Origin of the sequence: Bordetella sp. 15P40C-2 (assembly GCF_009763235.1) — a bacterium.
In the GTDB taxonomy this organism is placed as follows: Bacteria; Pseudomonadota; Gammaproteobacteria; order Burkholderiales; family Burkholderiaceae_B; genus Bordetella_A.
Genome location: NZ_WSJA01000003.1, coordinates 76434 through 90440, shown reverse-complemented (window position 1 = coordinate 90440; position 14007 = coordinate 76434). Strand labels below are relative to the sequence as shown.

At 60.3% G+C, this 14007-nt stretch carries 13 protein-coding genes; 4 read left to right on the top strand and 9 right to left on the bottom strand.

Annotated features, from left to right (window positions below):
* Positions 1-18: 18 nt before the first annotated feature.
* The 3 genes from GOQ25_RS02555 to GOQ25_RS02545 are packed head-to-tail and all read left to right on the top strand — an operon-like array spanning position 19 to position 3099.
* Positions 19-1470, top strand: coding sequence for an amidohydrolase family protein (locus GOQ25_RS02555; protein WP_160348876.1), 1452 nt, complete (start codon positions 19-21; stop codon positions 1468-1470).
* 26 nt (positions 1471-1496) lie between these two features.
* On the top strand, positions 1497-2411 hold the full coding sequence (locus GOQ25_RS02550; protein WP_160349008.1) for an N-carbamoyl-D-amino-acid hydrolase: 915 nt from the start codon (positions 1497-1499) through the stop codon (positions 2409-2411).
* Between the two features lie 16 nt (positions 2412-2427).
* Positions 2428-3099: a helix-turn-helix domain-containing protein gene (locus tag GOQ25_RS02545; protein WP_236844460.1), complete on the top strand. Its 672-nt coding sequence runs from the start codon at positions 2428-2430 to the stop codon at positions 3097-3099.
* 51 nt (positions 3100-3150) lie between these two features.
* Here the strand turns inward: GOQ25_RS02545 and metC are convergent, their stop codons facing one another.
* The 6 genes from metC to GOQ25_RS02515 all read right to left on the bottom strand — a co-directional run bounded on the left by metC (position 3151) and on the right by GOQ25_RS02515 (position 10431).
* On the bottom strand, positions 3151-4314 hold the full coding sequence (gene metC / locus GOQ25_RS02540) for a cystathionine beta-lyase (protein ID WP_160348875.1): 1164 nt from the start codon (positions 4312-4314) through the stop codon (positions 3151-3153).
* 110 nt (positions 4315-4424) lie between these two features.
* Positions 4425-5429 carry an extracellular solute-binding protein gene (locus tag GOQ25_RS02535; RefSeq protein WP_160348874.1) on the bottom strand — a complete coding sequence of 335 codons (1005 nt, stop codon included), beginning with the start codon at positions 5427-5429 and terminating at the stop codon, positions 4425-4427.
* Between the two features lie 19 nt (positions 5430-5448).
* Complete coding sequence (locus tag GOQ25_RS02530; protein WP_160348873.1) at positions 5449-7155, bottom strand: iron ABC transporter permease; 1707 nt, start codon at positions 7153-7155, stop codon at positions 5449-5451.
* Between the two features lie 13 nt (positions 7156-7168).
* Positions 7169-8221 carry an ABC transporter ATP-binding protein gene (locus GOQ25_RS02525; RefSeq protein WP_160348872.1) on the bottom strand — a complete coding sequence of 351 codons (1053 nt, stop codon included), beginning with the start codon at positions 8219-8221 and terminating at the stop codon, positions 7169-7171.
* A gap of 360 nt (positions 8222-8581) precedes the next feature.
* Complete coding sequence (locus GOQ25_RS02520; protein ID WP_236844459.1) at positions 8582-9985, bottom strand: type III secretion system effector BopA family protein; 1404 nt, start codon at positions 9983-9985, stop codon at positions 8582-8584.
* Positions 9986-10044: 59 nt separating this feature from the next.
* A complete protein-coding gene (locus tag GOQ25_RS02515; RefSeq protein ID WP_160348870.1) occupies positions 10045-10431 on the bottom strand; it encodes a CesT family type III secretion system chaperone in 387 nt (128 codons plus the stop codon).
* Between the two features lie 219 nt (positions 10432-10650).
* Between GOQ25_RS02515 and GOQ25_RS02510 the strand changes: the two genes are divergently transcribed.
* Entirely contained in the window at positions 10651-10857 is a 207-nt protein-coding gene (locus tag GOQ25_RS02510; protein WP_160348869.1) for a hypothetical protein, read from the top strand.
* 85 nt (positions 10858-10942) lie between these two features.
* On the opposite strand, the gene GOQ25_RS02505 is transcribed toward GOQ25_RS02510, so the two are convergent.
* The 3 genes from GOQ25_RS02505 to GOQ25_RS02495 form a co-directional block, all read right to left on the bottom strand.
* Entirely contained in the window at positions 10943-12136 is a 1194-nt protein-coding gene (locus GOQ25_RS02505) for a zinc-dependent alcohol dehydrogenase (protein ID WP_160348868.1), read from the bottom strand.
* Positions 12137-12147: 11 nt separating this feature from the next.
* Positions 12148-12945 (bottom strand): SRPBCC family protein, encoded by a 798-nt coding sequence (locus tag GOQ25_RS02500; RefSeq protein ID WP_160348867.1) that lies wholly within the window; start codon positions 12943-12945, stop codon positions 12148-12150.
* Positions 12946-13114: 169 nt separating this feature from the next.
* The gene (locus tag GOQ25_RS02495) at positions 13115-13939 is read right to left on the bottom strand and encodes a TauD/TfdA family dioxygenase (protein WP_160348866.1); all 825 of its coding nucleotides are present in this window, start codon (positions 13937-13939) and stop codon (positions 13115-13117) included.
* Positions 13940-14007: the final 68 nt, after the last annotated feature.

The following is a 14007-nucleotide window of genomic DNA, read 5'->3' as shown; positions in this document are numbered from 1 at the left end:
TTTTCCGTGGAGCAGGGTATGAGCAACCCGACCAATGATTCCTTTGACCTGATTCTGTCTGGCGGCCTGGTGGTCGACGGTACCAACGCCAAGCCATTCGTGTCCGATATCGGCGTGCGCGGCGACCGTGTTGCCGCCATTGGCGATTTGAGTCAGGCTAATGCGACCCGTCGCGTAGATGTGTCCGGTCTGGCAGTGTCGCCCGGCTTTATCGACTCGCACACGCACGACGATAATTTGTTGCTGCGCAAACCCGCCATGGAGCCGAAGATCTCGCAAGGGGTGACGACGGTGGTCACGGGCAACTGCGGCATCAGCCTGGCGCCCTTGCTGCACGACAGCCCGCCGCCGCCTTTGGATCTGTTGGATTTGGGTGGCAGCTACGTGTTCTCGACATTCGCGGGCTATCTCAACGCCTTGCGTGAGACACCGCCGGCCGTCAATGCGGCTTGCATGCTGGGGCATTCGACCCTGCGTGCGGCGATCATGCCGAACCTGGATCGCAATGCGACGCCCGATGAAATCGAACGCATGCAGCGCCTGGCGCAGGAAGGCATGGAGGCCGGCGCGATCGGGATTTCCACTGGCACGTTTTATCCGCCGGCCGCTAACGCAACGACGGAGGAAATCATTGAAGTCTGCCGTCCGCTTTCGCAGCACAACGGTATCTATGCCACGCACATGCGCGATGAGGGCGATCACATCGTCGAGGCATTGAACGAGACCTTCCGCATCGGTAAGGAACTCGATGTGCCCGTGGTGATCTCGCACCACAAGTTGATGGGCAAGCAGAATTTTGGTCGCTCCAACGAGACGCTGGCCATTATTTCCGAAGCGATGAAGGGTCAGGAAATTTCGCTGGATGCCTATCCCTATATCGCGGGCTCGACCATCCTGAAGAAAGACCGCGCGCTGCTGTCGGCCAAGACGATCATCACGTGGTGCAAGCCGTTCCCCGAATATACCGGCCGGGATTTGGATGATATCGCCAAGGAACGTGGCAAGGATCGCTGGGATGTCGTGGACGAACTGATGCCCGCGGGCGCCATCTACTTCATGATGGACGAGGACGATGTCCAGCGCATCATGGCCTTTCCCGACACCATGATCGGGTCGGACGGTCTGCCGCACGACACCCATCCGCATCCGCGGTTGTGGGGTACGTTCCCGCGCGTGCTGGGTCACTACAGCCGCGACCTGGGTCTGTTCCCGTTGGAAACCGCCGTGTGGAAAATGACCGGGCTGACCGCCAGCCGCTTTGGCCTGAAGGACCGTGGCGTCATTCAAGAAAATGCTTTCGCGGATCTGGTTGTGTTCGACCCGGCCACGGTGGCGGATGCCGCGACCTTCGAGACGCCGATGGAGCACTCGCGCGGGATTCATCAGGTGTACGTCAACGGCACCCAAGTTTGGGATGCCAAGGAACGATTCACCGGCAATTTCCCCGGCCGCGTGTTGTCGCGCGACTGATCCATAGCGAGAACTCCAACATGAAGATGCATATTGCCGTCGCCCAGATGGGCCCGATTCAACGCAGCGATACGCGCCGGCAGGCGGTGGCGCGCTTGTGTGAACTGCTCAAGGATGCCGCCAGTCGTGGCGCGAAGTGGGTGACCTTTCCCGAGCTCGCACTGACGACGTTTTTTCCGCGCTGGGACATGGAAGACCCCGCCGAGATTCGCAGTTTTTACGAAACCGAGATGCCGGGTAAAGAAACCCAGCCGCTCTTCGACCTGGCACGCGAGCTGGGCGTGGGCTTTTATCTGGGTTATGCCGAGCTGGATGGCGATCGCCAGTTCAATACCAGCATCCTGGTCGACGGGACTGGCGCCATCATCGGCAAGTATCGCAAGATCCACATCCCCGGCGACGCCACGTCGCAGGACGGCTACCCGATACAACACCTGGAGAAGAAATACTTCGAGGTCGGCGATCTGGGCTTTCCAGTGTTCGACGCGGGCGATGTGCGCATCGGCATGTGCATCTGCAACGACCGCCGCTGGCCCGAGACGTATCGGGTGATGGGATTGCAGGCGGTGGACCTGGTCATGGTCGGGTATAACACCCCCACAGGCTACGGCCGGCTGGGTGAGCCCAAGCATCTGCCCGCACACCACAATCATCTGTCGCTGCAGGCCGCAGCCTATCAAAACACCTGCTGGATCGCCGCCGCCGCCAAAGCCGGCGTGGAGGAGGGGATCCATATGATCGGCGGTTCGTGCATCGTCGCGCCGACGGGCGAGATCGCGGTGCAGGCGCTGTCCGAGGATGACGAGGTGATCAACTACGTCTGCGACATGACGCTGGCCGATGGCTACAGGGGTAACATGTTCGCTTTTGAGCGGCACCGTAGGCCCGAGCACTATCAGGCCATCGTGGAAAGAGTTGGCGCCAGCCGACAGCCGTTATAAACACACGGAGCGCTGGATGGCCTCAAGCAGGGATGCGGACAAACAACGAAGTTTTTCTAAAGAGGCCATGGGAGCTCGTCTGCGAGCCATCCGCAAAGAAAAGGGGTTCACCCTCAAACAACTGTCGCAGGCCTCCGGGGTCGCGCTGTCAACGCTATCGAAGGCAGAGTTGGGACAGACGGCGCTGAGTTATGAGAAGTTCGTCGCCATCGCCCTGGCGCTGGACGTCGATATGTCCGTGCTTCTGCAGCCGGACGGCGAGCAGCCATCCAATCGCCTCAACGGCAAGGTCATCAAGGCCAGCATGCAGGACCAGCATGACTATCAGACCGCGACCTACCGGCATCAGTTTTTCTTCAGCGAGATCTCGGGCAAGGTCATGACGCCCATCGTGGCGACGGTGTTCTCGCGCAGCGTGGACGAGTTCTCTGAATATATCCGCCATCCCGGACAGGAGTTCGCCTATGTGTTGTCCGGCGCGATCCGACTGGTGTTCGAGAATGGCGAAGAAATCCGGCTCAAGCGTGACGAAGCCGCGTATTTCGACAGCTCGGTGGGGCACGTCTATCTGTCGACGAGCAAAACGCCGGCGCGCGTCCTGGCGGTGTGCACGGATGTGCCAGAGCGCGGCGTGGACGTGGGACAGCGCACGCCGGTGGCCGGCCGCAAGAAAGCCCGGTCGATCTAAGGCTGCCGCTGTCGTAGTGCGACTTAGGCCGCGATGCGGTCCGCGAGCGAATTACGCGCGACGTTCGGCAAACGCACCCAGGGCCGCCGCCAGATCCGCTTGCAGCGCGTCGGGCTCTTCCAGTCCGATGGCCAGACGAATCAAGGGGCGATCCGTCGCGCTATAGCGGCGGTTGCGTTGCATCTCGGCCGGGTAATACGCCACGAGGCTATGGACGCCACCCCAACTCGCTCCAATGGAGAAGTGCCGCAGCGCATCAAAAAACGCATCAAACGCCTCTTGCGGCGCGGGCGCCAATTGCAGCGAGAACAGGCAGCCCTTGCCGCGGTAATCCCGCTTCCACCACGCATGCCCGGGATCGCTGGCCAGGGGCGGGTACCAGACCCGTTCCACCAGGGGCTGGCTTTCCAGCCAGCTTGCAAGGCGATAGGTCGCTTCGCCTTGCGCCCGCACTCGAACGGCCAATGTTTCCAGTCCACGCAAGACCAGAAAGCAGTCCTCTGGGCTGACTTGCAATCCCAAGGTTCCCTGTGCATCGCGTAGCACCGCGTAGTGTTCCTCGCTTTGCATCGCGACGCTGCCCATCATGACGTCGGAATGCCCGCTGAAAAACTTGGTGGCGGCCTCGACGCTGAAATCCACGCCATGATCCAGTGGCCGAAACCCCAGCGGACTAGCCCAGGTATTGTCGATCATGGTCAGCACGCCGTGCCGTCGCGCGACTTCTGCGATCGCGGGCACATCGCTCATTTCCATGGTGATACTGCCGGGTGACTCCAGGCAGATCATGCGCGTGTTGGGGCGTATCCGTTCCTCGATCTCCGCGCCGATACGCGGCGGATAGTATTCGACCTCGACACCCAGATTCGCGAGCCATTTGTCGGCCAGCGAGGCAAGCGAGCTGTAGCTGGCCGCCGAGAGCAGCAAGTGGTCGCCCGCGCGCACGTAGGACATCACCACCATCATCAGCGCTGCCGCGCCCGAGGGGGCAATCACGCAACGTTTGCCGTTTTCCAGCGCGGCGATGCGGTCTTCCAGCAGACGCGCGGTCGGCGTGCCGGTGATGCCATAGCTGAATCCATCCGGCGAACGGGCCGCTCGCGCGCAGAAATCGCGGATGGAATCGAACACCACGGTCGAGCCGCGCCACACTGGCGGCGAGAGACTGGCGAACGCGCGCCCCGGATTGGGGTCGTCATGCTTGGATTGGGTCATGGGCATGTGTCCAACCGGAAAGGCCCCGTATGGGCGATACGCCGACGCGCCGCGACGTGCTGACGCGCCGGCTGTGCGCTGCCGATTGAAGGCAGCGCTAGCGACTCAGATTATTTACCGGCTTTTTCCATCGCCTGCTTCCAGGCGCCGATGATCTTGTCGTAATCGGCGGCGGCCTTCAGCGGATCGGTGGCTTCGATCTTGATGTCTTTCAGGTTAGGCAGATCGGTCAGCGCCGCGACATCGATATCCGAACGGCTGGGACGGCGGAAGTTTTCGGTCAGCTCGGCTTCCTGAACTTCCTTGGACAGCAGCAAGTCATACAGCTGCTCGGCGACTTTGGCGCCGTTCTTCGGGTTTTTGATGACCGCGACGGCTTCCGGTGCGGCGAACGAGCCTTCCTCGGGGTAGATCAGGCGGATTTCTTTCTGACCACCCGCCACGTACGCATAGGCCGCATATTCCATTGTGATGCCGGCGGCGTATTCGCCGTTGGCCACGCTCTTGTAGACCTGGGCCGAGCTCTTGGAGATATCGACATTAGCGAGCAGCTTGTCAAAGCCTTCCTGGCCATACAGCTGGTACAGACCGTACACCTGATCGTAGGCGCTACCCGAGGACGTCGGGTCACCGATGATGACCTTGCCCTTCCACTTCGGGTCAAACAGGTCCGACCAACGCTTGGGCGCCGGCAGATCCTTCAGGTGCTTTTCGTTGACCATGATCATCATGACGTGCACGTTGCTGCCCGCCCAGAGATTGTCCGGGCCGATAAAGCGCGCGTCCAGCTCTTTGAGCTGCGGCGAGTTATAGGGCTGGAAGTTCTGCTTGAACGCCGCCATCGTGCCGAAGCCCGCGCCCCACACCACGTCGCCCAGCGGCTTGCCGGCCTCGGCCTCGATGCGCTTCATCAGCGCGCCAGTGCCCGAGGTGACCTTTTGAATCGACAGATTCGGGGCCTTTTCCTTGCCAATATCCACGGCCGTGTCGATCACTTGGACGTTGTTCGAGGTGTACACGACGGCTTCTTCGGCCTGCGCCGCAGCGCCCATGACCAGCGAGGCGCCGCCCACGATGGCGGCCAGTTGCGTCTTGAGTTTGAAGTGACTGAACATAGAGCGTTCTCGGTTAGGGCTAACGATTTGAGAAGAGGTCTAGCTTGAGGAAACGAACCGCCAAATAGATCGGCACAATGATGACAACCATCAGTATGACGCCATATGCCGAAGCACGCGCCAGATAGCCGGCGTCGATTTGACGGAACATCTGAATCGGCATGGTCTCCATGCCGCCGTAGTACAACACAATCGTGGCCGAAATCTCGGCCAGCGAGGTCACCCACATCAGGATGGCCGCGCCCAGAATCGCCGGCTTCATCACGGGCAACACGACCTTGAAAAAGCTCTTGATCGGCGACACGCCCAGGTTGATCGAGGCCTCTTCGATCGAATCGGGAATGCTATAGAGCGAAGCCGAGGCCGATCGGATCGAGAATGGTACCTTGCGCACGAACAGCGCGGCCGCCATGATGACCCAGGTGCCGGTCAGCACAATCATGCCGCTGTTGTACGTCTGGATCAGCGCGATACCCAGCACGGTGCCGGAAATCGCCAACGGCAGCATCACGACATAATCCAGGATCGAGACGGCCCACAAGCGCTTTTTCACGATCAAATAGCTGGCAACCGTGGCAAAGCAGGTGCCGACGATGGCGGCGACGCTAGCCAGCATGAGCGAATTGATAATGGGCTCGGGCGCGTTACGCAGGGCCCGTTCCATGTTCTCCAGCGTCCAGGTGCCGTAACGCATCACCGGCCCGCGTGCCTTGGTGAACGCACCGACGACCACGATGACCGCCGGGATCATGGAGATCGCCACGAACAGCACCGCCGACCCCGCCAGGAATATCGCCGCCACGCCGCGTGCCCGCACCGCCTTGGGGGCGCGGCCCTGGTACATCTGGTAGGTCTTGCGTTCCACCACGCGTTTTTGCAGGAACAGCACGCAGCCCACCAGCACGACCGACACCACGGCCAGCACGCTTTGCATCACGGGGCTGCCGCCCATTTCCGACAGGAACGTCGTATAGGTCAGCGAAGACAGCACATCGACGCGCCCACCGAGAATCATCGGGATCGAGAAATTGTCCACCGCGAGCGTAAAGACAATCATCGCGTTGACCAGCAGCGCCGGCGCCAGCACGGGCAGCGTCACGGTCATGGCCCGGCGGAAATTGCTCGCGCCCAGGTTGACCGCCGCCTCCTCGATGGAGCCGTCGATGGCCTTGAGCGCGGCGAGCATGCCAATGTAGACGTAGGTATAGTCGTTCAGGATCAGCGTGAACACCATCCCGAACCAGCCGTAGAAGGACGGCAGATCGATGCCTACGCCCTCGAGGAAATGGCGCACGATGCCGTTATTGCCCAGCAGCATCAGCCAAGCCTGCGACACCACGATATCAGGCAGGATGATCGTCGCCAGGGGCAATAGCGCCACCAACGTTTTACCGGGGAAGTCGTAGCGCGCCACCACATAGGCCAGCGGCGCGCCCAGCATCATCGCGCCGGTGGTCGACGCCACACCCAGGATGATGGTGTTGAAAAACGCGGTGGTATAGCGCGGGTTGTCGAAAAACTGCCGGAATCCGTCCAAGCTGAGCTGGCCGGTTTGCGGGTCCAGGGCGCTATGGTGGAACAGGGCGACCAGGGGCCAGACCACCAGCGCCACCAGCACGACCAGACAAAACAGGGCGGGCCACAGCCAGGGCGACCGCGACGAAGCAAAAAACTCGCTCAGCCGGCCGAAAGGGCCGGGCGCGGCGGGTTGAACATGCGAACTCATGACGCCTGCTCCCTCACGCCGTCACCAGCCGGCAAGCCTGGCTGAAGCTGAGATGAACCCGGGTGCCCGGCGCGTAGGCGGGGTCCAGAGCCGAAGGAACATCGACATTCAGCGTCGTGCCATCGGCCAGACACAGGGCGTAGGTGGCTTTGAAACCCAGATACCGGCGGAAAATGACCTCGGCCGGCACGCGTCCGCCGGCGCCGCTATCGGCATGCATCTCCACATGTTCCGGTCGCGCGGCGAGCATCGTGTCCTGGCCCGGCGTGGGGCCCGGCACCGTAATGCGACCCCCGGGAATGTCCACCAGCACGTCGCTGCCCTGCGGCTGCTGTACCTGGACCTTGATCAGATTGGCCGCGCCGATAAAGTCGGCGGCGTAGGACGTCACGGGCCGGGCGTACAGACCCTCGGGCGTATCGAGCTGATCGATCCTGCCTTGGCGCAGTAACGCGATGCGGTCCGACATGGACAGGGCTTCTTCCTGATCGTGCGTCACGAAAATCGCGGTGATCCGCGATTCCTGTTGCAGCTGGCGGATGACGTCGCGCATCTGGATGCGCAACTTGGCATCCAGATTCGACAGGGGCTCGTCCATCAGCAGCACGCGGGGCTCGATGACCAAAGCGCGAGCCAATGCCACGCGCTGACGCTGGCCGCCGGACAGTTCGCCCGGATAACGCGCCGGCAAATGACCCAGGCCGACACGCTCGAGCATATCGCCGACTTTTTGCTTGATCTGCTGCGCGGAGAATTTGCGCACGCGCAAACCATAGGCCACGTTGTCGAACACCGTTTTATCGGGGAACAGCGCGTAGTCCTGGAACACCATGCCGGTTTCCCGCTTGTGAGGCGGCATGCGGGTGATGTCCTCGTCATCCAGCAGCAAGCGTCCGCCATCCGGGATGATGAAACCCGCGATCATCCGCAAGAGCGTCGTCTTGCCACAGCCACTGGGGCCCAATAACGTAAAAAACTCTCCGTGCTCGATCGTGAGGGAGAGTTTGTCGATGATGGTCACGTCGCCATAGCGCTTGGTGACGTTCTCTATAGTGATTCTTGCCATTGAGTTCAGTGCTGCATACAAAGAGCCAAGACAAAGCATAACCCGATGTTGCGAAATGCTTGGCCCTAAGCTTTAGGGCAAACCGGCCCGGAGGCGCGGTTACAAAAAGTATCGAGCACGCATTTTAGACGGTATCGGCGTGGGGCTAAAGCGCGTAACAGGCTGAGAATTCTGGATAGCGGGACAGTTGGCCTTAGTGGCAGAGCGAATGCAGATATTGGCGGCCCGCTGGCTGTGCCCAGCAGGCGGGTGATTCATACGGCCAAATGCGAAAAGGCGCCATCTGACTTGCAGATGGCGCCGGAGGCGCGAAGCTCAGACCTTGCCGCGACTCAAAAGCCGCAGGCGGCGTTCAGCCGATTAGCCGCGGGCCGAACGGTGCATGCTGGAAGCCGTGAGTGGCTCGCCCATGACCGACGCTGCTTTGCCGGTCCACTCGCCAGTCCATTTCTCCGCACTTTTCACGGCGTAGCTGATCAGCTTAGCTTGGTGACCAGGGGCGATGCCTTTGACCTCTTTCACGTCGGCATCATCGTGGTACAACCAAGTCCCGAACCCATTGTTCGTGTAGGCGGTGTAGTGCCCGGAATTCACTCCGCCGTCCTGGACCACGATTTCTCGTGGCTCTAGCTCCACTTGATACTTCTCTTTGGTCTTTTCATCGTGAATCACGATGAAAACGTTGGAGCCGAACTTGGCGTCCTTCAAGATGGTCTTGGTCGTCTCACCACTGTTTCGATCCCAGACGACTGGATTGATGTCGATGGTAAGCCGCTTCACCGCCGTCAAATCCGGAGTGGTCCACTGAGCCGAGAAATTGACTTTGCTATCAAAGGTATCCTCATCATTCCAGTGACATTCGCGCAGTTCATCCGCACACAATCGATCCATGATGCCTTGCATCGTGGCGAGGTCATCGCTACCGATGTTGATCGTCTGCATAAATGGCGACTGGGTACTGCCTGGGCGCGTCTCGCCGTTGAAGGTCTTGGTTGCTTGCAGCCCTAAGCCAAAGCCAGCTGCCTTATGAAGATCCATGGCCTCGAGCAGCTTTTGCATGAATTCGTGGGCATCGTTTTGTTTCCAGATAATCTGGAAATCGCTCTTGAACTGGCGCGTCTTTTGCAGGCTTTTAAAGAACGCCCGCAATTCGCTGCCCGCCGTGGTTCCACCGGCCGCGTAGGCGTCCAGCAGAATCAGGAATTTTTTCGCGGCATCCTGTTTCCGCGGATCCTCGCACGTGTGGACCAGGTTATTAAGATGGTCGACGAGGACGTCTTCGCCCATCGCGGCGATCAACATTTTCAACGCAGAGTTGGCATAACAGGTCAGGCCCTTATTTTCAAAACCGATAGGTTGCGAATCGTTCCTGACGACTGTGAGTTTTTCCGCCGTTTCGATCACGCGCGACACGACGCGAGCATTCAAGGGCGTATGGCCGTCGTAGCTCACGTCATTGATCATCAGCGCACGCTCGGTCGCTCTGTCGCCATATTTAGCCGCGAGTGCGTGCATGAAGACACCCAATGCCTGGGCATTTTCGATCAATGCTGATTCCTCTGCGCTCTGGAGTTGATTGCAGTAGTCGACCACCGCTGGAAGGTCTCGCAAAATAGGAATGTGGCTCAGGGCGGCGAGCACATAGCCTTTGAACGTTCCGGCGGCAACCGTAGGACAGACTTCGTCATCGGTGTCTGGGGTGGCCGCCAGATAGTTCTCCAGCGTCTGGAGGTCGGCGAACGTCGTGAGGGGAATAGTGTTCATTTCGATGTTGGTGGGATGTTGGTTTAGCGCCGGATTGGGATGTCAACGGTGCGCGAGAGTTAGTGCAACTGAAGTTGGTGACTCAAGCTTTCCAGCTGATCCACGAATTGCTCGAGAAATTCGTAGGCCTTTTCGCCATCAAGTTGTGACAGGGGCAGCTTGCTGACGTATAGGAGTGCACCCGACTGCGGTTCGCATGCGATCGTTCCTCCGTATTGCTGCGTAAGCTTCAGGTTGCGCGAAAGCACGTCTTGCAAGAATGCGCTTCCGCGGTTGTCCACGCCCTGCCCGAGCAGGCCCGTGAAGAGCCAGCCAGAGGCGAGCGTCTCAATGGCAACGTATAGTTCCTGGTCAAGCACGATGCAGCATTGGCCGCTTTCGCCAAAGGACAGCGGTACACCGAGGCGTTCTCCTAGTTCGGCTAACACGTGTGTTTGCGGATGCATGGTGTCTCTCAGCGTGGCGTTAAATGGTCAATGACTGCCTAAGCTTGGTAACGGGTGGGGTGCAGCGGTTCCCATAGGTCGGCCGCTGGCGCATGTCCTTTAGTCCCATTTTTGGAGATGTGCCCAGGCAGGCACTCAACCAGCTCGTAATGCGTGCCTACTTTAGGCACGCAAAATGCTGCATGGGATGACACCTTTCCCTTACTAAAGGAGGTTGTCATGACACCACGTATTCTTGCGTTACCTATCATCGCTGCCGGCATGGTGCTGGCAGGCTGCACGCACCACGGCAACTACGATCAGCGCAGCGACTATGATCGCTCGCAGATGCAGAACACTACCGCTGCGCCACCTCCGGCCAGCATGGACACCAACAACAGCAACTCCGCAGGCCCGCGCTATCCCAATACCGGTGGGAGCCGCTAATCGCCGCGAGTCGCCAACTACAAATCCACTCTACGCTTTTTCTGCTGCCTGCCCAATCTAGCGATAGGGCAGGCTTCTTGTTGTATCAGGCGACCATCGGCGCCGACGCCTCGGGCATGAACACCGCGCGCAGGCAGTTATCCTGCTTGCTTTTGAACAGCTCGTAGCCCTTTGGACCCTCGTCCAGCGACATGGGATGCGTCAATAAATAGGACGGATCCAACTTTCCAATCTGGATCAGGTCAAACAGCTCCTTCACATAGCGTTGGCCGTGTTGCTGGCCGGAGCGCACCGTCAAAGCCTTATTCACGATGGCGCCCATCGGGAATTTGTCCATCAGGCCGCCATAGACCCCCATGACCGAGACCACGCCGCCTTTACGGCACGCACGGATCGCCTGACGCAATGCGACACCGCGGTCGGTATGCATGAAGGTTTGCTGCTTCATGTAGTCGTACCAGTACTCGATGCCGGTGCCGTCTGCCTCCATGCCGACGCAGTCGATACAGCGGTCCGGCCCCCGGCCGCCCGTCATGTCTTGCAGGGCTTCGTGTACATCGACCTCTTCAAAATTCAACACCTCCGCGTGCCCGTGCAGTGCGGCCAGGCGCAGTCGTTCGGGCACCTTGTCGATGGCGATGACGCGTTCCGCGCCACGTAGATAGGCCGAGCATATGGCCATCTGCCCGACGCCGCCGCATCCCCAGACCGCGACCACATCCCCCGGCTGCACGTCCGCCAGATCCGCGCCCATATAGCCCGTGGGCACCGCGTCGGAAACAAACAGCGCCTGATCGTCGCGCACGCCCTCGGGTATTTTGAAGGCGTTGGTCTCGCCAAACGGCACGCGAATATATTCCGCATGACTGCCTGCGTAGCCGCCAAACGCATGGCTATATCCAATAATCCCGGCGCACGCCTGACCGTACGCGAGCTCGGTCAGTTGTGGTTTTGGATTGGTGTTATCGCAGCACGAGAAGGCTTTCCTCAAGCAGTGTTCGCAGGACCCGCAAGCCAGAATCGAGACAACCACCACGCGATCGCCTTTTTGCAGCGTGCTTACGTTTTTGCCTACATCGACGATTTCGCCGATGAATTCATGCCCCAGCACGTCGCCGGGTTTCAGGGCGGGCACATATCCACCAATCAAATGCAAGTCTGACCCGCAGACTGACGACATCGTCACCCGCACGAGGATGTCGTGCGGATTCACAATTTCCGGATCAGGGATGCGTTCGATGCTAAGTTGATTCGTGCCTTGCCAGCAGAGTGCGCGCATAGTTCTGCTCCTTATGCTTGAGTACGGGTCTGGGAGGTCGTGGCGTCGCCAGTTTCCAAAACCTGTTTCAGCCGGCGCAGGTCGTCGGCCAGTTGATTGTTCGGGGTCTCGGCGGTTTTCAATTGGCTGACCAGCCGGCCGGCATGGCCGTACGGTGGCTGGTAGCTGATCTGCGCGCGGACTTCGGTGCCGCGACCGCCCGGCGCGTCGCGGAATTCGACCCAGCCGGCGTTGGGGATGTCGGCCTGGGCTTCGGCTTCCCACGCAATGCGTTCGTTCTCCACATCCTCCATGACGTAGGAGATCCACTGAACACTGCGGCCCAGGGGCGCTTTCACCGTCCAGCGCGAACGTTGGGGCGTGATGGTTTCTACCTGTTCTACGTGCTGCATGAATCGCGGCAGGTTCGCGAAGTCGCGCCAAAACCGATAGATCTCTTCGCGTGGACGATTGATGGTGACGGCGTAGTTGACGACCGTGGCGATCGGCCAGTTGCGTTCTTCGGCGACCTCGCGCTCGTAGGGCTTGGGCTGCAGGGCGCATTTCAACGCACACCGGCCGGTGCCGGCGCGCGCCAGCAGCCCGGCTCCTCCCAACAGGGCGAGCTTGGCTAGCAGGCCGTCTCGGCCGGCGCCCCAGGCGAGAAGCAGCGCACCCGCCGCGCCCGAGGCCACGCGCTCGGGCGCGGCGAGCTTGGCGCTGCGGTCGCGCTTGGCGAAGGGTGGAGCGGTATCGGGTGCCTCCCGCGCGGTCCGTCTGGAGGTGGGGGCGGTGGGGTCGAAGGGGGGAAGCGTGTCGCTGTCGCTCATTGCCGGCTCCTTGCTGGTTGCTTGGGGGCGCGATGCCTGGGAAGGGATCGCGCAGCAACTGGCGTGCCGGATGGAAGAGCTGCAGTGATTGGTGTGCTACGAAAAGGCGGGGAACGAGCCCCGCCTGAGGGATGGCGTTATCCCGGTGGCAATCGGGAAACCGGCGCGGTCAGCGCGGGCGATCGCCTTGGAGCGTGATGCGCTGCATGACCCGGCGGAAACCGTGATAGTCGTTGACGGGGTTGTGCATCACGCAGCGATTGTCCCAGAACGCGATCGCGTTGGGCGTCCAGGCAAAGCGACAGGTGAATTCCGGCTTGACCTGATGCTCGAAAAGGAAAGATAAAAGTCCCGCGCTTTCCTGATCCGTCATGCCCTTGATCCCCGCCGTGTGCGCGACGTTCACATACAGCGCTTTGCGGCCGGTTTCGGGGTGCGTGCGTACGATGGGATGTTCGGCGATGTAGTTTTCGGGGGCGTTGTCTTTGCCGTCGGTTTTAATGCGGTCTTCGCGCGTGCGCGATACATCGGCCTTGGCCGAGGTGCTGATACCGACCAGGCCCTCCAGCAAACGCTTCATTGTGTCAGACAGGGCTTCGTACGCGAGGTACTGGTTCGCGAACATCGTGTCGCCGCCATAGGGCGGGATCTCGCGCGACAGCAGCATCGAACCCATGGGCGGCTCTTCGAGATATGTCGTGTCCGAATGCCAAATGCCACCGAAGTTGGAGCGCTCGTGCTCCAGCTTTTTAACCTCAATGATCTCGGGGAAACCGTCCAGGCCCTTAACGAAAGGGTATTCAATCGGGGTACCCATGGCCCGTGCAAAATCCAGGAATTGCTGTGGGGTTAAATCCTGGTCACGCAAAAAAATAACTTGATGATCGAGCAACGCCTGGCGCACGGCCGCCGTCTGCGAGGCGTCCATTTTGTGGCGCAAATCGATGCCGCTGATCTCCGCGCCCAAGGCGCCTGCGATTCTTCGAACTTCCATTGTGTCTCCGCGATATGAGCCCCGGCTAGAGTAGTCCGGACGCCCTGTGTATCATTCGAAACCTACAA